Origin of the sequence: Paenarthrobacter sp. R1 (assembly GCF_030264015.1) — a bacterium.
Taxonomy (GTDB): Bacteria; Actinomycetota; Actinomycetes; order Actinomycetales; family Micrococcaceae; genus Arthrobacter; species Arthrobacter ureafaciens.
The window spans coordinates 223,381-249,324 of the sequence record NZ_CP127115.1 but is presented as its reverse complement, the minus strand read 5'-3'; the positions used below and the strand labels follow the sequence as shown (position 1 = coordinate 249,324).

Genomic DNA, 25,944 nt, shown 5'->3' with positions numbered 1-25,944 from the left:
AACAGTATGTATTCAGGCAGTCATCATGTCTATTGTGCGTCATGTTGTATGATTCGGTCATGCCCAGGCTTTGGAACGAGACGATAGAAACGCACCGGGATGCGGTGCGCCAAGCAGTTCTTGATGCCGCCGCTAACCTTGTGGCTGGTCACGGGATTGCTGGCGTGACCATGTCGGCGATCGCGCAGGGCGCCGGCATTGGACGTGCGACACTGTACAAGTACTTCCCGGATGTCGAATCCATCCTGCTGGCGTGGCACGAGCGCCAGGTCCAGGCCCACCTCAGCGAGCTGCTCAAGATTAGAGAGCAGACGGTGGGAGCCCGCGAGCAGCTTGGAGCCGTTTTACACGCCTACGCGTTCATGTCACACGCCGGCCACGTCGATGCCGAGGTGGCGCGGCTTCACCACAGCAGGCACGCCGGGCAGGCCCAGCAGCACCTCCTGGATTTCCTTGCAGAGCTTATCCACGAGGGCTCGGCGGCCGGCGTCTTCCGTGCGGATGTTGCCGCCGATGAGCTGGCGGCCTTCTGCTTCCATGCCCTCGGAGCCGCGGCCGGGCTTACATCACCTGAGGCCGTGCTCAGACTGGTCACAGTTACGTTGAACGCACTGGAGCAGCCCGCCTAACCTCTGGAAGCGCGTTTGAGGCGCGTCGCTGACGATCGGCCATAGGGCTCTTCGTCACGCCCCTCTTGAACGAAAATAGCAGTGTCCACCGTATGCCACTCTCTTCTGTACAACATTAAAAGCAGTGGTTAGTAATCAAGGAAAACATGACAAATCGGGATGAAAGTCTCCAGTACCAACCGCAAACGTCTCCCGGTCCTCGCCCGGAGGCGCGCATGCCGCTATCTGCCCGGCGCCTGGTCCTGATCGCAGGGGCATGTATTCTTGTCGGGATCTTGGCGGGCCGTTTCCTGTTTGCAGGGCTGATTCTGGCCGCAGCAGGACTGACTGTACTGGCGGTTGCCCTTTCCTATGGATCCGGCAGTCGCTGGTTCTCCCCTGTATCTTGGGTTGTTTGCGTCGCAGGTGGTTTCTGGACTGCAGCCACCGCAGGGTACTGGTTGTCCGTGAGTACAGCAGCGGACGCCTCAGCGAAGGTTCCTGCCATTGCGTCTCTGCTCTTCTACGGTGGGGTGGCCTGCTTCGTCATCATGGCGGGAGGAGTATTGACCGCAATTGTTTTGCGAACAGTACAGGCACGAAAGCTCCCAGCCGCGAGATAGGATCGTTGCCGGTGGAGGGGCTGCCGACCTCAATCCGGAACAGCCAAGACGACAAGGCTGAATGTGTCAAGTATTTCTGGCCCCGGCATGACGGGGTGGATTCTAACCATCGTCGCAACACCTGAGCATTTCAGGAGTTGCAATGGCAGTAGAGAAGAAACGGCAGTTGAAGCCGGGCCCCGCGGGGAAAACGGCCGAGCGGGCGCACTATATTCGGCTCATGAAGCAAGGATTCAATAATTCTGAAGCCTGCCGGATCGTCGGAGTGGGGCGGAAGACCGGCTCGCACTGGCGCAACGGCCGTACGGTCCGGGATCCGGCGACCGGGCGGACACGCAGTTACGCGGCAATCACCATGGTGCGGGAGCAGCCGGCGGTCATCTCCGCCCGGTACTTATCCGAAGAAGAGCGGATCACCATTGCCGACCGGCACCGTTGCGGGGAAAGCCTGTGCTCGATAGCCGCAGGGCTGGGCAGGTCCCCGTCCACGGTCAGCCGTGAACTTCGCCGGAACCGCAATCCGGCGGGACAATACCGCCCGCACTACGCCCAGAAGAAGGCCCGGACCCGGCGTCAGCGACCACGGCAGGGAAAGATCGCTGGGCTCCCTGAACTGAAGGCTTACATCCAGGCAATGCTGGACCGCTGGTGGAGTCCTGGTCTGATCTGCCGTCAACTGAAGAAGGCCTTCCCGGGGCGCAAGGATCTGCACATCGTCCACGAAACGATCTACCAGGCCCTCTACATCCGCGGTCGCGGCGGGCTCTCCAGGGAACTCGTCAAATGCCTTCGTACCGGCCGGGACCGGCGCAAACCCAACAGATCAATTGCCCGAAGATCCTCCAGGTTCGCCGGCGACGTGTTGATGATCAGCGACCGGCCGGACGGAGCCGGCGACCGTTCCGTTCCCGGGGCGTGGGAAGGTGACCTGATCATGGGCACCCAGAACCGGTCCGCGATCGCCACGTTGGTGGAAAGGAGCACCCGCTACCTGCTTCTGGTGCATATGCCGGGAATCAATCGTGCCGAGGACCTGCGCGACGGACTCATCACGGCGTTCAGTCAGCTGCCGCCTGCGTTGCGAACCTCGCTGACCTGGGACCAAGGAAGTGAGATGGCCAAGCACGCCGGATTCACCGCAGCCACCGGCATTCCGGTCTACTTCTGTGATCCCCACTCACCCTGGCAACGCGGCACGAATGAAAACACCAATGGGCTGCTGCGCCAGTACTTTCCCAAATACTCTGATCTGTCCGTTTACTCTCCCCAGCACCTCGCGGATGTTGCAAACAGCCTCAACAACCGGCCCAGGCAAAACCTCAACGACGACACCCCCGCGGAGCGCTTTGCTAGGCTGCTAACCACACATACCTAACCGCCGAGTGTTGCGACGATGGTTAGAATCCACCCGGCTCTAGTTGGCCCCACCCGGATGTCACATGCGGTCGAGCGCCTTCGTCCATGGCAATCTTCCGATAACAGCAGGCTTTTGCGCTATCATCGCCATATGTCGATAATAGGACTGTTGGAATCTGCTGATCAGTGCGGGCGACTCGACCCGGCCGCGGCCCTTTTTCATTCCCTAAGCGACCCGACCCGGCTGGCCATTGTGAAGCGGATGGCCGGCGGTGAGGTGCGCGTCGGTGATCTGACCGGCGAGCTGGGCTTGGCGCAGTCCACTGTCTCGGCGCATGTAGCGTGTCTGCGCGAGTGCGGCCTGGTGGAAGGAAGGGTTCAGGGCCGCAGCGTTTACTACTCCCTGTCGCGTCCGGAACTGATGGACATGCTTGCCCAGGCCGAAGTCCTGCTGGCGGCTACGGGCAATGCGGTCAGCCTTTGCCCGAACTACGGTATCGGCAGCACCGGGACCGCATTGACGAAGCAGGATGCGCGATGAGTGATGCCTGCGGTTGCGGCGACGACAAACCCGAAACCGGCGGATCCGAAGAAGCAGAGGAAGCCGTTGGTTTCTGGCAGGTCAGCGAGGTCCGCGCGGCTGCATTTGCCGGGCTGCTGCTCCTGGCGGGGTGGATCGTGTCCCTGTACGGTGCGCCGCAGTGGTTGACGCTTCCCCTGGAAATTATTGCGCTGCTGGTGGCTGCGTGGACGTTCGTTCCTTCGACCGTCCGACGCCTGTTGAAGGGCAAAATCGGGGTCGGGACGCTGATGACGATCGCCGCCGCCGGCGCGGTCGCCCTCGGGCAGTACGAGGAGGCGGCCATGCTGGCCTTCCTCTACGCCACCTCCGAAGGTCTTGAGGAGTACTCACTGGCGAAAACCCGCCGTGGCCTGCGCGCCCTGCTGGACCTGGTCCCGGCCGAGGCGACCGTCCTGCGCGGCGGCACCGAGGTCACGGTTGACCCGGCAGAACTCATCTCCGGGGACCGGATGGTTGTCCGGCCCGGGGAGCGTCTGGCTACCGACGGCAGGATCATCACCGGGCGCACGTCCTTGGATACCTCGGCGCTGACCGGGGAGTCCGTGCCGGTCGAGGCAGGCCCGGGAACAGAGGTTTACGCCGGGTCCATTAACGGCACCGGCCCGCTCGAGGTCGAAGTCACCAGCACCGCGGAGAACAACTCGCTGGCCAGGATCGTGCACATCGTGGAGGCCGAGCAGTCCCGCAAGGGCCCGGGTCAGCGCCTGGCCGACTCCATCGCCAAAAAGCTCGTCCCCGGCATCCTGATCGCTGCCGTGCTGATCATCGTCTTCGGTTTCATCGTCGGGGAACCGCTGTTGTGGTTCGAACGCGCTCTCGTCGTCCTGGTCGCGGCCTCGCCCTGCGCACTGGCGATCTCCGTACCCGTCACGGTCGTCGCTTCCGTGGGCGCGGCCAGCCGCATCGGCGTGCTCATCAAGGGCGGTGGCGCCCTGGAAACTCTCGGCAAAATCCGCACCATTGCGCTGGACAAGACCGGAACGCTCACCCGCAACAAGCCCGCCGTGATCGATGTCGCGGCGACCGGGACCGCCACCCGGGAACAGGTTCTGGCCCTTGCAGCCGGCCTTGAGGCCCGCAGCGAACATCCGCTCGCCCGCGCCATCCTCGCAGCCGCAACGGACCGTGCGGCCGTCACCGATGTTGACACCGTCCCCGGTGCCGGTTTGGAAGGCAGGCTGGATGGCCGGACCGTCCGCCTCGGCCGCCCGGGCTGGATCAACGCCGGCCCGCTGGCCGCAGAGGTCGAGAGGATGCAGCACGCCGGCGCAACGGCTGTCCTGATCGAGGACGACGGCCAGGTCATCGGAGCCGTCGCGGTCCGCGACGAGCTGCGGCCCGAAGCCCGCGAAGTCATCGCCCGGCTGAGCGCCTCCGGCTACACCACGGCCATGCTCACCGGAGACAACCTCATCACCGCCACGGCACTGGCCAAGGACGCGGGCATCACAGAGATCCATGCCGACCTCCGCCCTGAAGACAAAGCGGAGATCATCCGCACGCTGAAAAGCCGTGCGCCTACCGCGATGGTCGGCGATGGCGTCAACGACGCCCCGGCACTTGCCACGGCGGACACCGGCATCGCGATGGGGGCCATGGGCACCGACGTCGCGATCGAAACCGCCGACATCGCCCTGATGGGCGAGGACCTGAACCACCTGCCTCAGGTCCTGGACCACGCCCGGCGGACCCGACGCATTATGCTCCAGAACGTAGGGTTGTCCCTGCTGCTGATCGCAATACTGATCCCGCTGGCACTGTTCGGCATGCTCGGCCTGGCCGCCGTCGTCCTCATCCACGAGCTGGCCGAAATCGTCGTGATCGCCAACGGCGTGAGGGCAGGACGAATCAGCCGCAACACCACGCTCCGGTCCGCTCAGCCCGTTCCGGCCCTGCAACCGGCAGCGTGAGCGCCTCCGCCGCAGCCCGTCCGGGCCTACCTGCCCGGACGGCACGACGATTCAGGACGGTGCTGCTGCTCTGGGCCGCCATACTGGCAGCCGCAGACCTGACCGTTAAGGCCCTGGCCGAAGCTCAACTTTCCACCGGCACGACGACCGATCTGGGTCCGATCAACGTCCGACTGCTCTACAACCGTGGTGTCGCTTTCAGCTTCGGCGCGGACCTGGCACCCTGGATCGTCATAGCCGCGACCGGGCTAATTATTGTGATCCTGACCTGGTACACCGTCTCCACCGCCCCGTCCGTGACAGGCCTCTCCCGAGCGGGAGCGGCCCTGCTGCTCGGTGGCGCCGCCGGGAACTTCATCGACAGGCTCGACGGGCAGGGCGTCGTGGACTACCTGCACAGCGGCTGGTTCCCTACTTTCAATCTGGCAGACGTGTTCGTCACCACCGGAGTAGCGCTTCTGGTCCTCGGCGCCATGGACTCTCCGCGGACCGGGGCCTAAGTAGGAACCCCACGGCACACCGAATTGGCGCTTGAAGGCCTTCCGGGGGACGAAAATTCGGCTAACCGAAAAAGATGCAAACGCATGCATCGATGGCAGTTATATGTAAGACTTGTCTTATCGAAGGGGAGTAGTTCCCACCGTCCGCATATCGCGGACGCGGCGGCGCATCGACATACTGGCATCCTCCAACAGGACGCCCGGTGCGCCACCCGGCCCAGTAGGTGCCGGGCGAGCGAGACCTTCGGTCAGACACCACTCTGACCGGGGAACCCTTAAATTCAAGCGGGTCCGGGCCAGGGTATTGCCTTTGAGGATGACCATGACCCACCTGCCAAAGTCAGACGCCACCCCCGCTTCCCGGAGTGCGAGCCCCGCGGACCTTCGCCGCTGGCGCCAGTACCTGGCCGACGAACGGGCCGAAGCGGCCGTTTACCGGGACCTTGCAGGCCGCCGGACCGGGGAGGAACGCGAGATCCTCCTGGCCCTGGCCGAGGCCGAAACCCGGCACGAACAGCACTGGCTGGACAAGCTCGGCGATAAAGCAGGCAAGCCGCGCCGCGGAAGCCTCCGGACCCGGTTCGTCGGCTTTCTTGCCCGCCACTTCGGTTCCGTTTTCGTCCTCGCCCTGGCCCAGCGCGCCGAAGCGCGTTCCCCCTACGCGGGCGATGCCCACGCCACCGCCACCATGGCTGCCGACGAGCAGATCCATGAGGAAATCGTCCGTGCCCTCGCCACCAGGGGAAGAAACAGGCTCTCGGGCAGCTTCCGTGCGGCCGTCTTCGGCGCCAACGACGGACTTGTCAGCAACCTTTCCCTGGTGATGGGTATCAGTGCCAGCGGCGCCTCCAACGCGGTGGTCCTGCTCAGCGGGGTGGCCGGTCTTCTCGCCGGCGCACTGTCCATGGGGGCCGGGGAATACGTCTCCGTCCGCTCCCAGCGCGAACTGCTCGAAGCATCAACACCGAACGAGGACGCACACGCCCGGCTTCCGCACCTGAACGGCGACGCCAACGAACTGGCGCTCCTGTACCGTGCCCGGGGTATGGCAGAAGACGAAGCGAATGCAAAAGCCGTTGAGACGCTGCAAAGTCCGCACGAGAAACCGATCGTGACATCCCCGGAGCACGATAAGCATGAAGCCGTCGGCACCGGTCTGGGCGCGGCCACCTCGAGCTTTCTGTTCTTCGCCTCCGGCGCCATCCTGCCCGTGCTCCCGTACCTCTTCGGGCTGGAAGGCATCACCGCGCTGGTCGTCGCCGGCATCATCGTCGGCCTTGCCCTGCTGACCACAGGCGCCATCGTTGCCCTGCTCTCCGGCGGGGCTCCGTTGAAGATGGCACTACGCCAGTTGACCATCGGCTACGGCGCAGCAACCGTGACGTACCTGCTGGGAATGCTGTTCGGAACCAGCACAGCGTAGGCGGCACGACAGAACCCGGTCCGCCCTCGGACGGGCCGGACCCTCAGCCCGCGTCCACACAGATGGCCGGCACGGTGATGGTCACCGTCGGGCTGGTGCCTGGATTATCGGGCCCGCATTGCAGTCCGATCGATTCCGGCCGCCGCGGGATGCCCAAAAACGTACGGCATGATGAGGATCATGACGATTGCAAAATCTGTGCTGCTGTTCATCCTGGCCGCCGTCGCCGAGATAGGCGGCGCGTGGATGGTGTGGCAGGCAGTTCGGGAGGGCCGCGCCTGGTGGTGGGCCGGGATCGGGATCATCGCCCTGGGCCTCTACGGTTTCGTTGCCACCTTGCAGCCCGACGCTCACTTTGGACGTATCCTTGCCGCCTACGGTGGCGTGTTTGTGGCGGGGTCGCTGGCGTGGGGAATGGTCTTCGACGGGTTCCGTCCCGACCGCTGGGACGTCATCGGATCCGTGATCTGCATTGCGGGGGTGGCCGTGATCATGTTTGCTCCCCGCACACCTGTTTCCTAGGACGCGATCAGGGGGTTGCATCGGCGGGCACCGGGTGTTGCCGTAGGAGCAGAAGACGCAGCATTCGCCGGGCTTCGACTTGCTGGTGAGCCCGCACGCGGGACAGCGGTGGAAATACGTGCACGCGTCCGTCGGCATGTCCCGGGTCTCCTGGTTGCGGCATTCCGGGCAGGGCAAGGTACTGCTGGTCTGGATTGCGCTCATGCCGCGGCCTCATCGGCGGTGTGCTTGAAGGCGTGGCGTGCCTCGCGGACGGCGTAATAGATGATAATGGCCCCGGCGAGAGGGTCGGCCCACCACCACCCGAACAGCGCGTTCAGGACCACCCCGGCCAGCACCGCGCCGGCCAGTACGCATCGACCAGGGTCACTTTCCCTTCGGCGCGCAGCACCGGATTTCCCAGGGCGTACCCGGTGCGGATCTTGCCCAGGGCCAAGGCCAGCCTGACCACGAAGGTCAGGGCCGTCCACACGATCCGCAATCCGGAGGTGGCGGGCCGAAGACCGGCGGCCATGACGATGACCAGGTGGATAGACAGGTAGGCGGCGAGCACCGCGAAGGCCACCCCGATCAGCCGCATCGCCCGGTTCTCCCGATCCTTGTGGACGCCCTTGAGCTGCCAGACCACGGCCAGGGAGGCGAAGACCTCGGTCAGGGAATCCAGACCGAACCCGGCCAGGGCCGGGGACCCTGCGCCGAGTGCGGCGGCGGCCAGGACGCCCAGGCCGATGACATTCAGCACAGGGTTGCGTATTCAAGGCGCAGCCCGCGGCGCAGCAGCAGACCGCGGTCGTTGAGTGTGGTGGTGCCGTCGGCACTGCTCAGGAGTTGTTCCTTGTCCTAGTGGGGCAGGTGTTCCTGGTCGCGGTGGGCGGCCGGTTCGAGCTGGAACGTGGAGTGTTCGACGGAGACGTCGAAATGTTCGGCCACACACTGCTGCAGCTCCGCCAGGATCTCGGAGGCGTGACCGTCGGTCAGACACTCATCTTCCAGGGTCACATGCCCGGTGATGATCGGGGTGCCGGAGCCGACGAGTGAGGCGTGCAGGTCGTGGACATCGATGACGTGCGGCAGGGCCAGAATGTGCTTCCGGACCTGATTCAGGTCCAGACCCTTCGGTGTGCTTTCCAGCAGGACATGGACAGTCTCCATGAGCAGCCGCAGGGTGCGGGGAATGATGAGCGCCCCGATCAGCAGGGATACGACCGCGTCCGCGCGCGTCCATCCGGTCAGGGCGATGACGACGGCGGCGACGATGACGGCGACGGAGCCCAGCGCGTCGTTGAGGACTTCCAGGAACGCGGCTCTCATGTTGAAGTTGTGTTTTCGGCCGCCCGCCAGGACCAGCAGGCCTACGGCGTTGCCGGCCAGGCCGATGATGCCGAACCAGAGCATCAGCGAGGATCCGACCTCGGGCGGGTCCAGCAGGCGGCGAATGCCCTCGTATATCACGAACGCGCCAACGATAAGCAGCAGTCCGGCCTGCAGGGCCGCGGCGAGGATTTCGGCGCGTTTGAATCCCCACGTCCGCTTCATGGTCGCGGGACGCAAGGCCAGGGAGGAGGCGATGAGTGCGATGAGCAGGCCGGCCGAGTCGGTGAACATGTGGCCGGCGTCGGCCAGCAGGGCCAGGCTGCCGGAAAGGACCGTCCCGATGATCTCCGCGGCCATTACCAGGACCGTGATGGCGAGGACAAGGATCAGCCGGGTGCGGTTGGCCGCCGGATCCACTGCGTGGTTGTGGTCGTGTCCGCTCATGGGTTCAGTCTCCAGATAGGCAAATTCTTGGGCTGGTCGTCGCATCTGCCGGGTCCGCTGCACGCCGACGGTTGCTCAGCCGTCACGGGCTTGCCGGTGCCAGCTTCCTCGCCGTTTGTTCTGCATTCGACGGTGACCGCACTCATACGGCACAGTCCTCGATCGGGCAGGTGCAGATCCGCTCGACCGTGAGGATGACCTGAAGCAGATCACCGAGCGCGTGGGCGAGCCTGGCGTCGGAGAGTTCATACCGCACCCGGCGCCCCACGGGTTCGGCGACGACAAGGCCGCAGTCACGCAGACAGGCCAGGTGGTTGGACAGGATCTGCCGGCTCACCCCGATGGATTCGGCCAGGTCTGCGGGGAACGCAGGGCCGTCCTTGAGCCGGAGCAGAATTGAGGACCTGGTCGGGTCAGCCAGCGCCTTGCCGAACCGGGCTAGAACATCTGTCGTAGAAAGAGTCTGCATACTCTCATGGTACAGATATTCATGTACTAACGAGGGTTTGGGCTGATCCCTGCCAGGGCACCATTAAGCCACTACGCAGAAGGCGCGGCCAACGCTGAACGGCACCCCCGCAGTGCAGAGGACTTCTGACATTCCGTGCAAACGACTTCTGATCTCAGCTGGAGCTGCTGCACACGCACTGTAGGTTGGTCCCCGCTTCCCCGAACGCACTGTCAGGGGTTCTCTGTAAACGGGGCTTGTCGATGAACGTTCAGGGCCCGGTCTTTGGCTTGTCCGGACGTTTCGGCTTGGCGCGCCCTTCCCGCGTGGCGGTACAGATCCTGGGCCCATTCAAATTCGGCAGCGGCGGCGGCGTACAGTCCTTCGTCGAAAAGGCGCCTGCCGATCTGATGGCGTACGAGAGCTTCCCGGGTTCGGGTACGGGCTAAACAGAGGGCCTCTTCCTGGAGTCTTGCAGCCTCCCTCCATCGGTAGGTCCTTTGGTAAGCGTGGGCCAGGACAAGCAAGGCCTTGAATGGATCCTCCGAGCTTTCCACGAGCGCATGGCCTTCCGTGATCGCCTCATCGCTGTGGCCCAAGAGGGTGAGTACCCATACTCGTTCCACGGCTGTGCAGTCTGCGAGCCGGGCCTCCATGGCGGCACGGTCTAGAACCACATCCAGCATCGTCGCTGCATCCGTACACCACATGTTCTTCTGAATTTCCATGCACTATCCGCTCATTCGTGCTGTCCGAAAGCGACTTCTTTCGTTAAGATTCCCTGACCATCCGGGTCACCCAAGGCCTCTCCTCCCCGGACCGGGCCCATCGTCACGGACAGTCCACTTGATTTCCCGTGTGCCCTCATTCAGCCTGTGCGCTGAGGATCAGGGTCTTGAGGATGCCCTGGTCTGCCAGGCCAAGGATCCTGCTGGCGACCCGCCCTTGCCTGTCCAGGACGAGGGTCGTGGGTACGGCCTGCGGCGGAACGTATTGCGCCATTGCCAGCAGGATCCCGCCGTTCTTATCCTCCATGCTCGGATAGGTGATGCCGAACGTCCGTTCAAAGGCGGTGGCGGTTTGTTCCTCGTCTCTGATGTTGACGCCGTAGAACCGGACTCCGTCCCGTTGAAACTGCTCCCAGAGGGCCTCCAGGCGCGGGGCTTCGAGCCGTCAGGGCGCACAGGCGGCGTACCAGAAATTAAGTACGACGACTTGGCCTGCCCAGTCCGCTGAGCTGACGGCAGTCCCGTCGTAGAGCTTGCCGGTCAATACCACCGGCGGGGTCCGCTGCGAGGGGGCATATTCGGTGACGGAACCGTCCCCGGCGATGTAGTTCTTGTTATCACCCGCCTTCGCTTGTTGGGCAAGGGCGTCATTGGAACCGCATCCTGCGAGGACTGTGATGCTCGCTGCCCCCAATAGGGCAGCGGAAATCAGCCTTCGCCGTGAAAGGATAGGGGCTTTTCCCTGATCAGACCGAGGGGGGAGAGGGGGTGTGAAATCGTGCACGATCATCCCTTGCTGTTCTGGGTGAGGGCCCGGTCGACATTCATCCACGAGCCGTCCGGGCGCCTTTTATTAGGGCTGCAAATCTTGGGAGTGGTCCTTCGAGCAAGGGCTTGCCCGGTATGAGTGTTGGCGCCGGCCGGTATGCAGGGAGCGTCGATGCTCTGGCGCCTTCCGGGAAAAAGGCATGCTGCCTCCGGCATCACGACGGCCCCTGGGTTACGTTCGGCCCGTTCAAATGTTCGCGGTTGAGCGCCTCGAGCTGCTCCTCGGTGAGGCTGTCGTAGGAGCTCGCTTCATTCCGGTCACTGCGGGCGAAGCGGACGAACATGAGGATGATGAGTGGCACGTCGACTATTTCCGCCAGGAACCACAGTAGGTCACCAGCAAGCTGTTGGTCCCGGAGCGGTCCCGGGAGCCAGCCTGGATGGCCCGTGAGGGGCACGGTGGCGCCGTCCAGGATCTGCGGGCTGATCCGCATCATGATCCCGGGCACGGCGTCCGCGACCAGTTCGATGAATACGTAGATGAATTCGACGATGATCAGTGCGCTGACGGTCTTCGACGAGGCATCTTCGATGATGGGCACGACCATCAGCATCCCGGTCAGCGGCACGAGAACGGTGAGGGCCATGTCCCAGAACGGGTCGGTCCGCAGGGGGTGGAACAGGGGCGTCAGGAAAAGGGTGAAGATTCCCAGGCCCAGCAGCGCGGCGACGACGGTGTTGCTCAGCGCCCGCATTACAGGGTGTGCCAGAAATCGGTCCAGCCTTGCCGTACCGGCGGGTCCGAGGGTTGCCCTGGCCAGGGTGAGGGGTTTGCCTGCAGTAAGGAGCAGCGGGACGATGAACAGGTATGAGGTGATCTTCAGGGTGAAGACCCACCGTAAATCGTGGCTGTACACCCCGGTAAATCCGAAGCTCAGCACGGCGAAACTGCCCAGGCCCAGGGCGTAGAACGTCGCGGTGCGCCGCCACGGCCACCGGATCCGCCGTTGCCGGGCGGCCCGGAGGCCCCGGGCGTAGAGCAGCACGGCCGTGGTCAGGAGCGCCAGGGCCGGCCAGTTCACGGTCCAGGAGGTCAGGACAATATCAAGGGGCGGCATGCTCAGCGTTTCTTCGTCTCGGTGCGGCCAGCAATGACAGCGCCGAAGAGCAGCAGCAGGCCACCGGTGGGGTAGCCGATGAAGATGTCCTCGGTAATTCTGGGCCCCTGCCCTGTAGCGGCCAGGTGGGCGATCCAGTGGCTGATGGCGACGAGGGCACCGGCGGCCATGAGCACCTGTCCGATGCGGACGAGCCGCCGGTGCCGGCGGTGGCGTGATTCGGCGTCGGTCTCTTGTTTTGGCTTGCGGTAGTTTTTCATCGTGTTCCTTGACGAAGCCGGTCAGCCGTTGGTTCCGCCGGTGCAGGCGGCGCCGGGTTCGGGTGCGTTGGGTGATTGTGCGTAGGCACGGATGAACGCGGGAATGCGCGTGTCGTCGGCGTTCTGGGCCGTCAGCTGGGTTCCCCAGGCCGTGGCGGCAACGGGGGCGCTCTGTTCCTTGTCAGGGCTCAGGAGCACATAGGGCTTGTCCTTGGCCAAAGCTGTGAGCGTTGCGATGTCGGCGGCGGGCAGGTCCGGCCTGTAGCTCAGCCATACGGCGCCGTGTTCCAGGGAATGAACGGCGCGTTGTTCGTTTATCGGGTCCGTGTAAACCCCGCAGTTCGTCCACACCGGGGCGTGGTCCCCTCCCACGCCGGGTTCCTGCGCATAGTTCACAGCTGTCTGGACGTGGTTGCGGGAGAGATCAGCGAAAGTCTGGACACCTTCGATGGGTTTCCGTGCTTCTGCCGCCGCTTGGTTGCGTTCCTGGACGGAGCCCACCACCGTGATGGCTACAACGGTGATGATGGCCGTCAGGATGAGGCCAAAGCTTCCATAGACCAGAAGGTTCCATTTGCGTTGTTTTGCTTTCTGCGTGGCCCGGATCGAGGCAACTATCGCCTGGTGTTCACTGCGTCGCTTATCCGCGTTGCTCATAGCGGTGTTCCTTTGCTTTGAATGTCAGGAGTGTGCCGGGTCGTGCTGCCGTGGACCTGCCCGACGGCCGAGCGTGGCCGGCGCCTGCGGATCTGGAACAGAACCAGCCCTGCGATGAACAGCAGCGCCGCTACCCAGGTGTTGACCCGCAGCCCCAGGATGGTGTTGGCGTAGTCGGAGCGGATCAGCTCGAACACGAACCGGCCGGCGGTATAGAGCGTTATGTACAACGCGAACACTGATCCCGCGCCGAGTGAAAACTTACGGTCCAGGAACATGAGCAGGGCCGCGGCCGCCAGACACCAGAGCGATTCGTAAAGAAAGGTCGGCTGGAAGTAGCCGATGATGTCGGGGGTACCGTCAGGTGCCGTCAGGGCCTGGCCCGTGGCTTGGTTCATGGCATGGATCTGGAGTTTCCAGGGCAGGTCCGTGGGCCCCCCGTAGAGCTCGTTGTTGAACCAGTTGCCCCAGCGTCCCAGCCCCTGCGCTATGAGCAGGCCTGGGGCGGCGGCGTCCACGAATGCGGTGAAGGGGACCCCTGCGCGCCGGGCGCCGATGAGTGCGCCGACGAGCCCGAGGGCGACGGCTCCCCAGATCCCCAGACCTCCTTCCCAGATCCGGAGCGCACCCCACGGGTCCTTTCCCGGAGCAAAGTAGAGCTGGTTGTCCGTGATGACGTGGTATAGCCTTCCTCCGACAATGCCGAAGGGTACTGCCCATGCCACGATGTCCAGTGTCTGGGACGTGGTGCCACCCCGGGCCCGGAGCCGGCGGGCGGTGAGCCAGACGCCGACCACGATGCCTGCCAGGATGGCGAGGGCATAGAAGCGTATGGTCAGCGGCCCGAGCTGGAAGGCGCTGACTGTAGGGGAGGGAAAGAACAGTTCTATCGCGGCAGCGGCGTTCATGGTCAGGTCCCTTATTTGGTGTAGGAGAAGACGGCCATCATGCCTCGTTCGGCATGGTAAGCGTTGTGGCAGTGGGTGAGCCACTGGCCCGGGTTGTCGGCGTCGAAGATCACCGTCACGGTCTGTTTGGGCCGGACAATGACCGTGTCTTTGCGCGCGCCCCCGCCGGACACTTGGAAAGTGTGTCCGTGCAGGTGCAGGGGGTGCCACATGGCGGTGTCATTGATGAAGTTCACTTCGACGCGTTCGCCGGCCTTGATGTCGAAGGCGTTCTCGAGCGGCTTGGTCATGTCGAAGCGGTTGCCGTTGATGCCCCAGTCGTATTTCGCCATGGTGCCGGTGAGGTGAACGTCGTGGGTCCGGTCGGGGGCTTTGTCCGCCAGGGTGACCGTGGGGTCGGCCTTCAGTTGGCCGCCGTCGACGACGGTGCCTTCGAGCTTGTTCGGCAGTGTTGCCGGAAGCGGCTGTTTGCCTGTGCCGGTGCTGATGAACCCGAGTGCCTGGCCGGTTTTACCCTCGGCCAGCGCCATCACGGGCGTGAAGCCTTCCCTGACGGTGAGGAGGGCGTCGATGCGTTCGCCCATGCCGAGCACGACGGCGTCAACGTCCTGGTGCTGGACCGGGAACCCGTCCGTATGGGTGAGGGTGAGCTTTTGGCGGGGGATCCCGACGCGGTAGGCAGTGTCCCCCGCGGCGTTGATGATCCTTAACCGGATGACTTGCCCCGTCGTGGCGGTCAGGATCTCTGCCTGGTCCGGGGCTTTGGAGTTGAAGAGGTGGAACGGGTAGCTGACGTCGCCGGCGTCGCCGCCGAGGAAGTCGCTGCGGGAGCCCATCAACATGTGTTTCATGCCTGATGATCCTCCGGAGGGGGCGGGCGTGGATCCCATGGATCCATGGTCCATGCCGGGCATGGAGCCGGACATGGGCATGCCGCCGGAGAGTTCTTTCACGACGTCGTCCGGGGTGCCGGTGATGCCGTCCATCCAGTCGTCGAGGACGATGACCCAGTCCCGGTCGTACACGAGTTTTTCGGCTGGATCCTCGATGATGAGTGCTCCGTAGAGGGCGCGTTCGCGCTGCATTTCGACATGGGAGTGGTACCAGTAGGTGCCGGGGTGGGCGAGCCGGAAGTCGTAGGCGAATTCGGTTCCTGCGGCCACGGGGTCCTGAGTGAGGCCTGGGACGCCGTCCTGATCATTGCGCAGGGCAAGCCCGTGCCAGTGGATGGAGGTCTCCTCCTGCAGGGCATTGTTCAGGTTCACGGTGAGCCGGTCCCCGGCCTTGGCACGGATGGTGGGAGCTGCCAGGCCTGTGTTGTAGCCCCAGGTGCTGACGGTTTTGCCGGCCACCGCTGCAGTGAAAGCAGCGGCGTTGAGGGGCTGGTTCACGGTGTTCCCAGAGGAGGGGCGCCGGGATTCATAGTCCGTGACTACAGGGTCGGTGGGCAGAACGCGTTCTGCCGTTGTTCTCGGTTCGGGGTTCCGGGTGCAGGCCGCCAGTGCCGCGGCCGAGGCGGTTGCCACAGACAAGGCCAGGAAGCGGCGACGGTTGAGGTTGGTGTACATAACTGTTCCTTCAGTAGGCGGACTTTGCAGCATCCGCCGGATGTCAAATGGGGGTGAGGAAGGTTCCGGAGAGGTTCTGCAGCTGATAGATGAACTGGACCCAGACTCCGGTAACCATGAGGATGCCCAGGACGATAAGCATGGAGGCGCCGGCAATGTTGACGGCACGGATGTGCTTGCGGACGAAGGTCAGAGCGTTGCTGACCCACCCCAGTCCCAGGGCTGTGAGGGCAAAGGGAATGCCGAGCCCCAGGCAGTACGCGAACGCCAGCAGCGCCCCGCGTCCGGCGCTGCCTGTTGTGACGCTCAGCGACAGTACAGCACTCAAGGTAGGACCCATGCAGGGTGTCCAGCCGAGCCCGAAGACCACTCCGAGCAGCGGGGCCCCGGCCAGGCCGGTCCGTCGGCCGAGGCTGATTTTGCGGGTCTGTTGCAGCCACGGCATCAGCCCCAGGAGCGCCAGCCCCATGAGGATTACCACAACGCCCATGCCGCGCATGAGTGCGTCCTGCCACCGCAGGAGCCAGGAACCGATCGCACCGAATGCTGCCCCGTACAGGGTGAAGACTGCCGCGAATCCGAGCACGAACAGCCCCACGCCCGCCAGGACACGGCGCCGGTTCTTCGGCTGTGTCGGATCTGTCAGGCCGGAGACGAAACCGAGATAGCCGGGCACCAGGGGCAGGATGCAGGGGGACAGGAACGATACCAGGCCCGCACTCATTGCCAGCGGGATGGCAATCAGCAGCGCACCGGAGGTAACGGTGGAGGCAAAGAACCCGCCGATGTCCATCGGCTCAGGCGGCGTCAGCGGGACGGAAGGTGGCCCCGCCGTCGGTAGAGACGACCAACCCGGCAGTGGTGGCGGCCCAGATCCACGGACTGCCTTCGGATCCCTCGGAGGCGGCCACGGCCTGGACACTGCCGTCAATCTTTCCGGTGCTCTTCCAGCTGAGGCCCCCATCCGTGGAGATATAGACGGTGCCGTCGGGGGCGACACCCGTTGCTTCGGCGGTGCTGGCGAAAGCGGCGAACTGAATCACCGGCGCCGCCGGGACCAGGGTCCACGTGGTCCCGGCATCCGCCGACCGTTGGACGCCCTCGGGGGTTGTTGCGAGCACGGTGTCGCTGTACGGGTTCCCGGCCAGGACGGCCGGGGTGAAGCCGGCAGCGGCGGGCTTCCACGTCGTGCCGTCCGTGCTGGTCCGCATTGTTCCGTCAAAGCCGACGATTCCGGACTTGGTTGTCGTGAGCGCATGGAAGTCCGATTCCCGTTGCCGGGAGACCTGTTCCCAGGTCTTTCCCCCGTCCGTGCTCTTGATCAGACCTAGCGGATTGGGCATTGTCGAGTCTTTGCCGGGATGGCCGGAGGCGTAAAACACGCCCTGGTCCATGGCGGCCGTGAAACCCATCAGATCGTTTGTGGGTCCAATTTTGACACTCGTGTTTTTTGAGATGTCGAAGAGCCCCTCGTGGGTCGCCAGCAGTATCTGTCCGGTTTCGGAGTTCACGCTTAAACCGTGGACGTGGGAGCTGGGCAGGCCTGAGGCGGCGGGAGCGGGTGTGGCGCCCGGAGCGGCGGTTGCGCCCGGGGTGCATGCGGACAGCGTAAACAGCAGGGCGCTGGCCGCTGCGAGGGCAGCAACAGGCCGGTGACGGGGTGAAGAATGCAGGGGCACGGGAAACTCCAGGGGTGGGCCGGATGAACCGGGAAGAATGAAGGGGAGGTGCCGGCCCCCCGGGGGGGTGGGGAAGGGGCCGGCACCGGACTTATGCTGGCTACAGGGTGGCCAGCAGGTCTTTCATTTCCTGGATCTCGGCGTCCTGGGAGCTGACGATGTCCTCGCTGAGCTGGACCGCGTCCGCGTTCTTGCCGTTGGTGGTTTCAGTCTTGGCCATCATGACCGCGCCTTCGTGGTGGGCGATCATCTGGGTCAGGAACAGTTTGGCGGCTTCGGCGCTCTGGGCGGCCTCGAGTTTGGCCATGTCATCCTCGCCCATCATCCCCTCCATGCTGTGCGCAGAAGACATCTCGGTGGGCATCATCGTGGGCTGGCCCCAGCTTTGAAGCCAGCTGGTCATCTTTTCGATCTCCGGGCCTTGGGCTGCCTTGATCTTGGTGGCCAGGTCCGTCACAGCGGGGGGAAGGCCCGCTTTTTTGAGCATGATGTCGCTCATCGTTACTGCCTGGACATGGTGCGGCATCATCATCTGTGCGAACATCGTGTCCGCGTCATTGAACTCAGCCATAGCTGCTGCTGAAGTTGCCGGGGCGGAGTCCGATGACATCCCGGAGCTGCCGTGGTTCATGCCGGACATGCTGCCGGTCCCGGAACTGCCGGAGCCCGACCCGGCCGAGCAACCGGCAAGAGCGAGGGCTGCGGCGAGGGCGGCAGCAGAAATTGTCAGGGTCTTTTTCATGAAAATCAGGTCCTCAAAAGTATCAGCGGCGTCTGGGCGCCCTTGGTGATGGCATGCAGCGGCAAACCCGCGCCGGGCTCGGCTGTTTCATGCAGGTCATTGGCTGGACGGTGCGCCGGTGGAGAGCTCGGCGCAGAGGAGTGGTTTACGTCCGGCTGATACAGAGGTCACCGGGGGAGGGGCTGCCCGGTGAGTAGGAGTAGGTGCTGCTGAGAGCAGCGGCGGCACCAATAGCAGGCAGCTCATAGGGGGCTGTTCCCGGCATCGGGGCTGAGAGGGTGGTGTTTCCCGGGGCCAGGACGCAGGCACCGTCGCCGGCCGACATTTCCGGGCACGAACCTGCCGGGGCGCAGGTAGAAGAAGAGCCACCGGTGACCGCAGTCTCAATGGCGGCCGCGCCGGTGGTCGTCCCCGTTACATGCGAGTGGCCGGCCGGCATGGCCTGCAGCTGCAGCGTGGAGGGGCCTGCCGCTGTCATGCCAGGGCCTGGTGCCATGTGGTGGGCACCGGTCATGACGTGCATGCCGAAAATGCCGGCAATGATGGCCAGGGCCGCGGTCAGGAATCCTGCCCGCAGGAGGAAGGCGGTGAAGCGACCATAGGGTGTCGTAGTCACAACTTCCTCCTTTCCGTGCAGGTTCGATGTCATAAGGGTACCGGCAAGGGGGTGTTGTCCCTTCCGGTTACCGCCTTTTCAACGCGTCTGGATGGGATTTGGTTTCACTGTTTCCACCGGCTAGTGATGAACGGGGCGATCCGCGACGCCTGTTCAGGAGCGGATTCCGGCCGCCCGTGTGCCAGCGGGACCGGTGGCCCGTCCATTGCCCTCCTCCCGGGGTGCACAACGCCCCCGGGAGGAGGTCCGCAGTGGAAGTGTGGAAGTGCGGATGTTAGGTGCTGGCAAGGGTGTAGCCAGCGGAGGTGACAGCCTCCCGCACGGCTGCCTCATCGGCCCTGCCTCCCACCAGCAGGCGGGAGCGGCCGCCGGGGACGAGATCAACGGAGGCCGATTCCACACCATCAAGGGCAGCGACGGCCTTCTCAACAGTCTGCACGCAATGCCCGCAGGTCAGACCATCCAAAGCGAATTCAACGGCGCCGGTGCCTGCGGCTGTGGTGGGCTCAGAGGAGGCTTCGGTCGAGCAGCAGCTGCACCCCGATGCGGAGGAGGCCAGCGGCAGCTGGGTACGGTTTTCGGTTCCACACATGTCAGTTTCCATTCCTTGACGAAGGAGTAATGGGCGCTGGGGTTGAACGGCTGTGAGAGGCGGTGCGGTGCACTGCCGGGACATACCACTTCACGGACAACACCCATAGCTTACCCCTGGGGGGTATCTCCAACAAATGGGACACGTGTGACGTCGGACTCGCCGTTATTCAAATGTGACAAATGCTGCTTGTGTGAACTACGGTCTAAGCCGTGCCGGTTTCGCCGAATGCGGCACTCCCGAGTCGATTGCCTAACTCTGCCGCTGCCCGGGATCCGTTCGCAACTTTCGTCCGGCAGAGACGGGGAACCCAACAACGGCCTGCTTAAAGCGGGTCTTGGGGTGAAGCCGTGTCTGGTGCGTTTTGCGTACCGGCCCGGCCGGGTGTCTCCCATCCGAATCCGACAGCTAACCTCGCAGGCAGTGGGAGAGGCCCTTTCATGCCCATTCGCAAAGCTCACGGCCGCCGCCGTGCGGTCCCTGTCCAGACCAGCGCCCTCGCGGTACTGTCCAAATCCGTCGCTGCAAACGCCGGCGGTGTGGGCCGCCAGGCCGCTGTCATCGCGGCAGCGTCCGGCCTTGTCCTGACCAGCGGTATCGCCGAGCAGGCAGCCGCGGCCCCGACTCAGCGCGATGCGGAGCCGACCTCGAACCTGGAACTCACCAGCCAGGTACAGACTCCCCTCAGCGCGGACGCCACAGTCCAAATCTCCTTCGAGCGTCCTGCCGTGGAGACCACGCCTGCGCCCGTCGTAGCAGTAGCCAAGCCAGTCGTCGCTGAGGCGCCTGCAGCCCCTGCCGTCACCGCGCCGGCTGCACCTGCTAAGGCTAAGGCGCAGATCACCGTCACGCCTGCAGCGGCTCCTGTTGGGGCGCCGGCCGCCGGCGGCGTCAACGCCATCATGGTTTCCTCCGCCTATGCCCAGATCGGCATGATCCAGGACTGCACACGGCTGGTGGAAAACGCACTCAACGCTGCAGGGATCCCGGTCGGAGACCTCGGCCCGATGCAGTTCATGAACTACGGCACCGTTGTTGCCGATCCCCAGCCCGGCGACATGGTGATGCAACCCGGGCACGTGGGAATTTATGTTGGCAACGGCCAGGTCCTCAGCTCCGGCCTGAACGGCAAGAACGAAACCGCCGTCCACCCGCTGACCTGGATGACCTCCAAGGGCGCCGTCACCTTCGTCCGGGCCGGCAAGTAAAGCGCTGAGGGGCCTGTGAGTCACTGCCTTGGGGCGGTGACTCACAGGCCTTCAGCATCCCTTGCTGACACCGGGGACTACACCTTGTGACGCCGCCCGAAACGGCGCAGCCGCAGTGAGTTGCAGACCACCAGAACTGAACTGGCTGCCATCGCGGCCCCCGCAATCATCGGGTTGAGCAGCCCCAGGGCGGCGACCGGGATGCCGACGGCATTGTAGAAAAATGCCCAAAACAGGTTGGTCTTGATCGTCCCCAAGGTTCGACGGGACAGTTTGATGGCCTGCGCGACCTGGCCCAGGTCACTTCCCATGACCGTAAGATCCGCGGCAGCGATGGCGACATCCGTCCCGCTGCCCATGGCAATGCCAAGGTCGGCCTGGGCCAGCGCCGCCGCATCATTCACCCCGTCCCCGGCCATGGCAACAGTGGCCCCGCTGGCCTGCAGCCCGCGGATAGCCTCAACCTTGCCTTCGGGAAGCACGCCGGCGAGCACGTCTTCTGCGGGGATGCCCACTTGCGCTGCCACTGCCGAGGCAGCCGAGGCGTTGTCGCCGGTCAGCAGTATCGGCCTAAGTCCCAGCTCCTTGAGTTGCGCGATCGCGGCGGCAGAGCCGGGCTTGAGGGTGTCCTTCAGCGCAATGAGGCCTGTTGGCTCCCCGTCTACGCCGACCCAGATGACAGTCGCTCCGGACTGCTCCTGGGCGGACAGAGCTTCGTAGTGGTCCGGCGCCGGGTTAATACCGTTCTCCACCAGCCAGGCCGCCCGGCCGGCAACGACCGACCGGCCGTTGACGGTTCCTCGGACGCCCCCGCCGGGTGCACTGTAAAACCCTGCGACAGGCAGCAGAGGCGCCTTCTCAGTCGCTGCGCGTGCGATGGCATGAGCAATGGGGTGTTCGCTGGCAACCTCGACTGCTCCGGCCAAGGAAAGGATCTCTTCTTCGGTGGCCGAAGTAAAGGAGTGCACTCCGGAAACGGAGAGCTGGCCTGTGGTTACGGTGCCGGTCTTATCCAGCACGATGGTGTCTACGGTCCGAGTGTCTTCCAGGACCTGTGGGCTCTTAATGAGTATGCCCAACTGAGCGCCACGGCCGGTCCCCGTGAGCAATGCGGTCGGCGTGGCCAGCCCTAACGCGCAGGGGCACGCAATCACCAGAACCGCCACCGCAGCAGTAAAGGAGTGCTGCAGATCAGTAGTGGAAAAGAACCATGCGCCGAAGGTCACTGCGGCGAGAACCAGCACGACGGGGACAAAAACAGAGCTGATCCGGTCCGCCAGCCGGGCAATCGGGGCCTTTCCGCTCTGGGCCTGGCTTACCAGCCGCCCCATCTGCGCGAGAGTCGTTTCACTGCCCACCCGGGTTGCCTTGACCAGCAACCGCCCGTTGGCATTGATCGTTGCGCCGATCACGGTGTCATCAACACCTACATCGACCGGCAATGATTCTCCGGTGATCAGGGATGTATCCACCACACTTTGGCCTTCGACAACGAAACCATCGGTGGGTATTTTCTCGCCGGGGCGGACGACGAACACGTCACCGGGCTCGAGACGGTCCGCCGGAATCCGGGACTCGACGCCGTCCCGGAGGACCGTAGCCTCCTTCGCCCCGAGGTCCAGCAAGGCATGAAGTGCGCTTCCTGCCCGCGACTTCGCGTTTGCTTCCAAAAAGCGGCCGAGCAGCAGGAAAGTGGTCACGACGGCCGCGACTTCGAAGTACAGGGCATGGGCATCCATCGCCATTCCCGTGTGCGCGGTCAGGTTTGGGTCAGCGAACAGCTGCCATGCAGAGAATAGAAAAGCAGCACTGACCCCGATGGAAACCAGCGTATCCATCGTTGACGCAAAGTGGCGCGCGTTGACAGCCGCAGCATGGTGGAACGGCCATGCAGCCCAGCTGACGACGGGAAGGCTCAGTGCGAAGACGGCCCATCCCCAATGCGGAAACTGTACTGCCGGGACCATCGAGATGACGACGACCGGTAATGTGAGGGCCGCAGCGAGCAGCAGCCGCGGAAGCAGCACCGACCCGGCCGACCTGGTTTCCCGGTCTCCTTCGAGCAGTCCCTCCGCCATGGTCGTCCCGGCGTCGGCGTCCTGTACATCCCGGGAGCCTCCTGATGCCTTCAGCGCCGCCGAATAACCGGTTGCCGTTACGGTGTCCAGGATTTGCTGGTCCGTGATGGAGTCCGGGACAGTGACCTGCGCGGACTCCAGCGGAAGGTTCACGCTCGCCTCGACGCCGTCAAGTTTTCCCAGCTTGCGTTCCACCCGGGCAACGCAAGAGGCGCAGGTCATGCCCTGGATGTCCAGTTCAATGACCCGGGTGCCGGTAGCTAGAGTTTCCGTAGCCACGCTCAGACCCTGTCGGGGACGACAGCGTAGCCGGCTTCAGCGATGGCCTCTTGGACTTGCCGTGTGTCCAGCTCCGCTCTCGAAGTGATGACGGCGCGGGAAATGCTGTCTTTGTTCAGGTCGATAGCCACTCCCTCGACACCTTCAAGCTCCTGGAGCTCTTCGGTGACTGAAGCAATGCAATGGTTGCAGTGCATGCCTGAGATGTTGACGTTCGTGGTGACGCTCATGGCAGTCTCCTCTTTTCTAGCGCAGCAGGCGTCCGATGGCCTCTGTCGCTTCTTTCACTTTGGCTTCGCCGGCCGCATCTGATTCGGCGGCGGCATTTACCACGCAGTGGCCTATATGCTCCTCGAGCAGCCCAAGGCTGACCGCGTGCAACGCCTTATTCACTGCTGCGACCTGAGTCAGGATGTCAATACAGTACGAATCCTCATCGACCATACGGGCGATACCGCGTACCTGGCCTTCGATACGCTTCAGCCTGCGCAGGTACGCTTCTTTGCCACCGCTGTATCCGTGGCCGCCGGCCGGCTGGATGGCGTCGATGTTATCCCTTACTACGGCTTCTTCCTGCATATCCCAAATTTATACCCCGGAGGGGTATAAATCAAACGACGTTCGGGGCATCCGTCGCGGGCGCCAGGGACGTGGGCGTAGCCGCGCGGCCTAGATAAGGGGTGCCGCTCAATAAGCATTGGGTTTCCCCCTGCAACTGGTTCAGCCGCCGGTGCAGGCACCCAGACACTGGCCCTTATACCCGCACGGGTATATTGTGGGCAGTATTCGCCCAGCTATGGAGAACGCCGTGCAACTTGATTCAACTAAACTCGCACCCGTTATCAACCGCCTCAAGCGAGCCCATGGGCAACTCGCCGCCGTCACCCGGATGCTGGAAGATGGCCGCGATTGCAAAGACGTCGTCACCCAGCTCGCAGCGGTTTCGAAGGCCTTGGACCGGGCAGGGTTCGCCATTATCGCCACTGGTCTGGAGCAGTGCATCACCCGGGAAGATGCCAGCATGGACAAGAAAGACCTGGAAAAACTCTTCCTGTCTCTCGCCTGAGCCGCGACGACCGAAAATCCAACCCATGGAGGGAGCCGGCGCGGGCCGCTCCGGTTGTGGACTGGGCCCCGGAGTCCCAGGGGCGCATTATTCGCCATCGCTGCACCGAAGGACACGAACTGCCGCGGCTCCCGGGGCCGACCGCCGGTACCGAAGCCGATGCCATAGGAACGGAGAAGGAAAATGATGGGCGGATATGGTTCGATGATGGGCTTGACGTGGCTGTTCTGGGCGCTTCTGATTCTCGGTATCGTGCTGCTGGCGGTCCTTGCCGTACGGTTTTTCTCCGGCGGTATGAACCATGGTGGAACCGGGCGCGGGCAGGGCCCCGGCGCGGACGGTCCCGCTTCGGGCGCCGGTGCCGCCCGGCGGATCCTGGATGAACGGTACGCCAGGGGAGAATTGAGCACGGAAGAATACCGTGAGCGGCTCAAGGTCCTAGGGGACGATACCTGATGCAGCCTTTGAGCCGTCGTACTGCCCTGCTCCTGGGCGGTGCAGGGGCGGTGGCCACCGTGACCGGCGCGGCCGGCCTGCTGTGGGGCCAGGGCACGGGCGCCGGATTTCAGGCCACCGGTGGGCAGGAACTCAGTGAGCCGCAGGCCCTGCACAGTGCCGATGGTCGCCTTCAGGTGAAATTGTCAGCAGCCCGGGGCCGGGTGCGTGTGGCCGGCAGGGACGCCGACGTTTTCTCCTATAACGGGTCCCTGCCCGGCCCCACCCTGTTCCTGCGGCCCGGGGACCGGTTGAACGTGGCCCTGGAGAACCGGCTGACGGGCCCGACCAACCTGCACGTCCATGGCCTGCACGTCTCCCCGGAGGGCAACGGCGACAATCCGCTGGTCGCGGTGGACCCGGGAACGTCTTTTGATTATGAGTACCGTCTGCCAGCACACCATCCGCCGGGAGTGTACTGGTACCACCCACACCGCCACGGCAGCGTGGCCGACCAGATCTTCGGCGGCCTGTACGGGGCGATCATCGTCCGGGACCCCCAGCCCATACCGGTCAGCAGGGAACGTGTACTGGTTATCTCTGACATTTCCCTCACCGGCGACGGTTCCATCGCCGCCGTCTCGGCGATGGAGAAAATGATGGGCCGGGAAGGGAACCTGATCCTGGTCAACGGGCAGCCGAACCCGGCACTGGCCGCCAGGCCCGGAGATCGCGAACGGTGGAGGATCATCAATGCCTGCACCGCCCGCTACCTGAAACTGCGCCTGGACGGCCAATCCCTGCAGTTGCTGGGCCTGGATTCGGGCCGCTACCAGGAACCCCGGAACGTCGAGGAAGTGCTGCTGGCCCCCGGCAACCGGGCGGACCTGCTGGTCACCGCCGCGAAGGGTGCGGCCGCACTGCGCACCCTGCCCGCGGACAGGGGCAGCATGGGATTCATGATGGGCGGCAGCAACGGAGGCGGACCATCCCTGCCCGGTCCGGACGGGACGGTGCTGGCCACCTTTACTGTCAACGGCGCACCGACTGCCACATTGGGGCCGGTTCCCGCCCAGCCGGCACCGCGGGACCTCCGCGCCGTGCCGGTGACCGCGCACCGGGAACTGGTCTTCGCCATGGGCATGGGTATGGGCGGCGGGACGGGGTCGGGGATGATGAGCTTCAGCATCAACGGCAGGCCGTTCGACCCCGCCCGGGTCGACACCACCGTCCCCGCGGGCGCCGTCGAGGAATGGACCCTTCGGAACACGAGCCCGATGGACCACCCGATGCATCTGCACGTGTGGCCAATGCAGATCATTGACCAGGCCGGCCAGCCCGTGGAAACTCCCATATGGCAGGACGTGGTCAACATCCCGGCCCGCAGCAGCGTCCGGGTCCGGATCGCTTTCGATGACTTCACCGGCAAAACCGTCTATCACTGCCACATCCTGGACCACGAGGACAGCGGCATGATGGGCCTGATCGAAGCCCGGTAGCACAGTCACCCC

At 64.2% G+C, this 25,944-nt stretch carries 29 protein-coding genes, 2 pseudogenes and 1 riboswitch; of the genes and pseudogenes, 11 read left to right on the top strand and 20 right to left on the bottom strand.

Annotation, left to right across the window (positions count from 1 at the left end; genetic code table 11):
- The first annotated feature begins 59 nt into the window (after positions 1–59).
- From QN084_RS01210 to QN084_RS01180, 7 genes are all read left to right on the top strand, one after another.
- Positions 60–629, top strand: a complete 570-nt coding sequence (locus tag QN084_RS01210) for a TetR/AcrR family transcriptional regulator (protein ID WP_069695212.1) — start codon at positions 60–62, stop codon at positions 627–629.
- Positions 630–1,451: 822 nt separating this feature from the next.
- Positions 1,452–2,606, top strand: coding sequence for an IS30 family transposase (locus tag QN084_RS01205; protein ID WP_206599673.1), 1,155 nt, complete (start codon positions 1,452–1,454; stop codon positions 2,604–2,606).
- Positions 2,607–2,738: 132 nt separating this feature from the next.
- Positions 2,739–3,128: an ArsR/SmtB family transcription factor gene (locus QN084_RS01200; RefSeq protein WP_069694938.1), complete on the top strand. Its 390-nt coding sequence runs from the start codon at positions 2,739–2,741 to the stop codon at positions 3,126–3,128.
- Entirely contained in the window at positions 3,125–5,080 is a 1,956-nt protein-coding gene (locus QN084_RS01195; protein ID WP_069694937.1) for a heavy metal translocating P-type ATPase, read from the top strand. The genes QN084_RS01200 and QN084_RS01195 overlap by 4 nt, the downstream gene beginning before the upstream one ends.
- Positions 5,077–5,580, top strand: a complete 504-nt coding sequence (gene lspA, locus QN084_RS01190) for a signal peptidase II (RefSeq protein WP_069694936.1) — start codon at positions 5,077–5,079, stop codon at positions 5,578–5,580. Before QN084_RS01195 ends, lspA begins: the two co-directional genes overlap by 4 nt.
- 322 nt (positions 5,581–5,902) lie before the next feature.
- A complete protein-coding gene (locus QN084_RS01185) occupies positions 5,903–7,003 on the top strand; it encodes a VIT1/CCC1 transporter family protein (protein ID WP_069694935.1) in 1,101 nt (366 codons plus the stop codon).
- A 180-nt stretch (positions 7,004–7,183) separates the two neighbouring features.
- Positions 7,184–7,525, top strand: coding sequence for a YnfA family protein (locus tag QN084_RS01180; RefSeq protein ID WP_069694934.1), 342 nt, complete (start codon positions 7,184–7,186; stop codon positions 7,523–7,525).
- Positions 7,526–7,600: 75 nt separating this feature from the next.
- On the opposite strand, the pseudogene QN084_RS23975 reads toward QN084_RS01180, so the two are convergent.
- The 17 genes and pseudogenes from QN084_RS23975 to QN084_RS01100 all read right to left on the bottom strand — a co-directional run.
- Positions 7,601–7,663: pseudogene (locus QN084_RS23975) on the bottom strand (hypothetical protein); the annotation flags it as partial.
- Between the two features lie 62 nt (positions 7,664–7,725).
- Positions 7,726–7,851 carry a hypothetical protein gene (locus QN084_RS01175; RefSeq protein WP_275775144.1) on the bottom strand — a complete coding sequence of 42 codons (126 nt, stop codon included), beginning with the start codon at positions 7,849–7,851 and terminating at the stop codon, positions 7,726–7,728.
- On the bottom strand, positions 7,842–8,267 hold the full coding sequence (locus QN084_RS01170; RefSeq protein WP_259362420.1) for a hypothetical protein: 426 nt from the start codon (positions 8,265–8,267) through the stop codon (positions 7,842–7,844). Before QN084_RS01170 ends, QN084_RS01175 begins: the two co-directional genes overlap by 10 nt.
- A 98-nt stretch (positions 8,268–8,365) precedes the next feature.
- Positions 8,366–9,283 (bottom strand): cation diffusion facilitator family transporter, encoded by a 918-nt coding sequence (locus tag QN084_RS01165; RefSeq protein WP_069694933.1) that lies wholly within the window; start codon positions 9,281–9,283, stop codon positions 8,366–8,368.
- A gap of 142 nt (positions 9,284–9,425) precedes the next feature.
- Positions 9,426–9,752 (bottom strand): ArsR/SmtB family transcription factor, encoded by a 327-nt coding sequence (locus QN084_RS01160; RefSeq protein WP_069694932.1) that lies wholly within the window; start codon positions 9,750–9,752, stop codon positions 9,426–9,428.
- A gap of 212 nt (positions 9,753–9,964) precedes the next feature.
- Positions 9,965–10,459 (bottom strand): hypothetical protein, encoded by a 495-nt coding sequence (locus tag QN084_RS01155; RefSeq protein ID WP_069694931.1) that lies wholly within the window; start codon positions 10,457–10,459, stop codon positions 9,965–9,967.
- A 136-nt stretch (positions 10,460–10,595) separates the two neighbouring features.
- Positions 10,596–11,249: pseudogene (locus QN084_RS01150) on the bottom strand (TlpA family protein disulfide reductase).
- A gap of 193 nt (positions 11,250–11,442) precedes the next feature.
- On the bottom strand, positions 11,443–12,345 hold the full coding sequence (locus QN084_RS01145; RefSeq protein ID WP_083261871.1) for a cytochrome c oxidase assembly protein: 903 nt from the start codon (positions 12,343–12,345) through the stop codon (positions 11,443–11,445).
- 2 nt (positions 12,346–12,347) lie between these two features.
- Positions 12,348–12,605: a hypothetical protein gene (locus QN084_RS01140; protein ID WP_069694930.1), complete on the bottom strand. Its 258-nt coding sequence runs from the start codon at positions 12,603–12,605 to the stop codon at positions 12,348–12,350.
- A gap of 21 nt (positions 12,606–12,626) precedes the next feature.
- On the bottom strand, positions 12,627–13,262 hold the full coding sequence (locus QN084_RS01135; protein WP_069694929.1) for a thioredoxin-like domain-containing protein: 636 nt from the start codon (positions 13,260–13,262) through the stop codon (positions 12,627–12,629).
- Positions 13,259–14,170: a prolipoprotein diacylglyceryl transferase gene (lgt, locus tag QN084_RS01130; RefSeq protein WP_069694928.1), complete on the bottom strand. Its 912-nt coding sequence runs from the start codon at positions 14,168–14,170 to the stop codon at positions 13,259–13,261. Before lgt ends, QN084_RS01135 begins: the two co-directional genes overlap by 4 nt.
- Before the next feature lie 11 nt (positions 14,171–14,181).
- Positions 14,182–15,738: a multicopper oxidase family protein gene (locus QN084_RS01125; RefSeq protein WP_069694927.1), complete on the bottom strand. Its 1,557-nt coding sequence runs from the start codon at positions 15,736–15,738 to the stop codon at positions 14,182–14,184.
- 43 nt (positions 15,739–15,781) lie between these two features.
- A complete protein-coding gene (locus QN084_RS01120) occupies positions 15,782–16,531 on the bottom strand; it encodes a cytochrome c biogenesis CcdA family protein (RefSeq protein WP_069694926.1) in 750 nt (249 codons plus the stop codon).
- A gap of 4 nt (positions 16,532–16,535) precedes the next feature.
- Positions 16,536–17,417 (bottom strand): F510_1955 family glycosylhydrolase, encoded by an 882-nt coding sequence (locus QN084_RS01115; protein WP_083261870.1) that lies wholly within the window; start codon positions 17,415–17,417, stop codon positions 16,536–16,538.
- 100 nt (positions 17,418–17,517) lie between these two features.
- Positions 17,518–18,159 (bottom strand): DUF305 domain-containing protein, encoded by a 642-nt coding sequence (locus QN084_RS01110; protein WP_069694925.1) that lies wholly within the window; start codon positions 18,157–18,159, stop codon positions 17,518–17,520.
- A 145-nt stretch (positions 18,160–18,304) separates the two neighbouring features.
- Positions 18,305–18,775 (bottom strand): hypothetical protein, encoded by a 471-nt coding sequence (locus QN084_RS01105; protein WP_069695209.1) that lies wholly within the window; start codon positions 18,773–18,775, stop codon positions 18,305–18,307.
- 274 nt (positions 18,776–19,049) lie between these two features.
- Positions 19,050–19,367 (bottom strand): heavy-metal-associated domain-containing protein, encoded by a 318-nt coding sequence (locus QN084_RS01100; protein ID WP_069694924.1) that lies wholly within the window; start codon positions 19,365–19,367, stop codon positions 19,050–19,052.
- Positions 19,368–19,606: 239 nt separating this feature from the next.
- A riboswitch (cyclic di-AMP (ydaO/yuaA leader) is annotated at positions 19,607–19,804 on the top strand.
- 3 nt (positions 19,805–19,807) lie between these two features.
- Between QN084_RS01100 and QN084_RS01095 the strand changes: the two genes are divergently transcribed.
- Positions 19,808–20,575, top strand: coding sequence for an NlpC/P60 family protein (locus tag QN084_RS01095; protein ID WP_069694923.1), 768 nt, complete (start codon positions 19,808–19,810; stop codon positions 20,573–20,575).
- Between the two features lie 77 nt (positions 20,576–20,652).
- On the opposite strand, the gene QN084_RS01090 is transcribed toward QN084_RS01095, so the two are convergent.
- From QN084_RS01090 to QN084_RS01080, 3 genes are read right to left on the bottom strand one after another with little or no spacing between them, the layout of a single operon-like run.
- Positions 20,653–22,875 carry a heavy metal translocating P-type ATPase gene (locus tag QN084_RS01090; RefSeq protein ID WP_083261895.1) on the bottom strand — a complete coding sequence of 741 codons (2,223 nt, stop codon included), beginning with the start codon at positions 22,873–22,875 and terminating at the stop codon, positions 20,653–20,655.
- Between the two features lie 59 nt (positions 22,876–22,934).
- Positions 22,935–23,162, bottom strand: a complete 228-nt coding sequence (locus QN084_RS01085; protein ID WP_069694921.1) for a heavy-metal-associated domain-containing protein — start codon at positions 23,160–23,162, stop codon at positions 22,935–22,937.
- A gap of 16 nt (positions 23,163–23,178) precedes the next feature.
- Positions 23,179–23,511, bottom strand: a complete 333-nt coding sequence (locus tag QN084_RS01080; RefSeq protein WP_069694920.1) for a metal-sensitive transcriptional regulator — start codon at positions 23,509–23,511, stop codon at positions 23,179–23,181.
- A gap of 217 nt (positions 23,512–23,728) precedes the next feature.
- Here QN084_RS01080 and QN084_RS01075 point away from each other — a divergent pair, with 217 nt between their 5' ends.
- The 3 genes from QN084_RS01075 to QN084_RS01065 all read left to right on the top strand — a co-directional run bounded on the left by QN084_RS01075 (position 23,729) and on the right by QN084_RS01065 (position 25,932).
- Complete coding sequence (locus QN084_RS01075; RefSeq protein WP_210731156.1) at positions 23,729–23,998, top strand: metal-sensitive transcriptional regulator; 270 nt, start codon at positions 23,729–23,731, stop codon at positions 23,996–23,998.
- A gap of 183 nt (positions 23,999–24,181) precedes the next feature.
- Positions 24,182–24,454, top strand: a complete 273-nt coding sequence (locus tag QN084_RS01070; protein WP_210731157.1) for an SHOCT domain-containing protein — start codon at positions 24,182–24,184, stop codon at positions 24,452–24,454.
- Entirely contained in the window at positions 24,454–25,932 is a 1,479-nt protein-coding gene (locus QN084_RS01065) for a multicopper oxidase family protein (RefSeq protein WP_069694917.1), read from the top strand. The genes QN084_RS01070 and QN084_RS01065 overlap by 1 nt, the downstream gene beginning before the upstream one ends.
- The last annotated feature ends 12 nt before the right edge of the window (positions 25,933–25,944 follow it).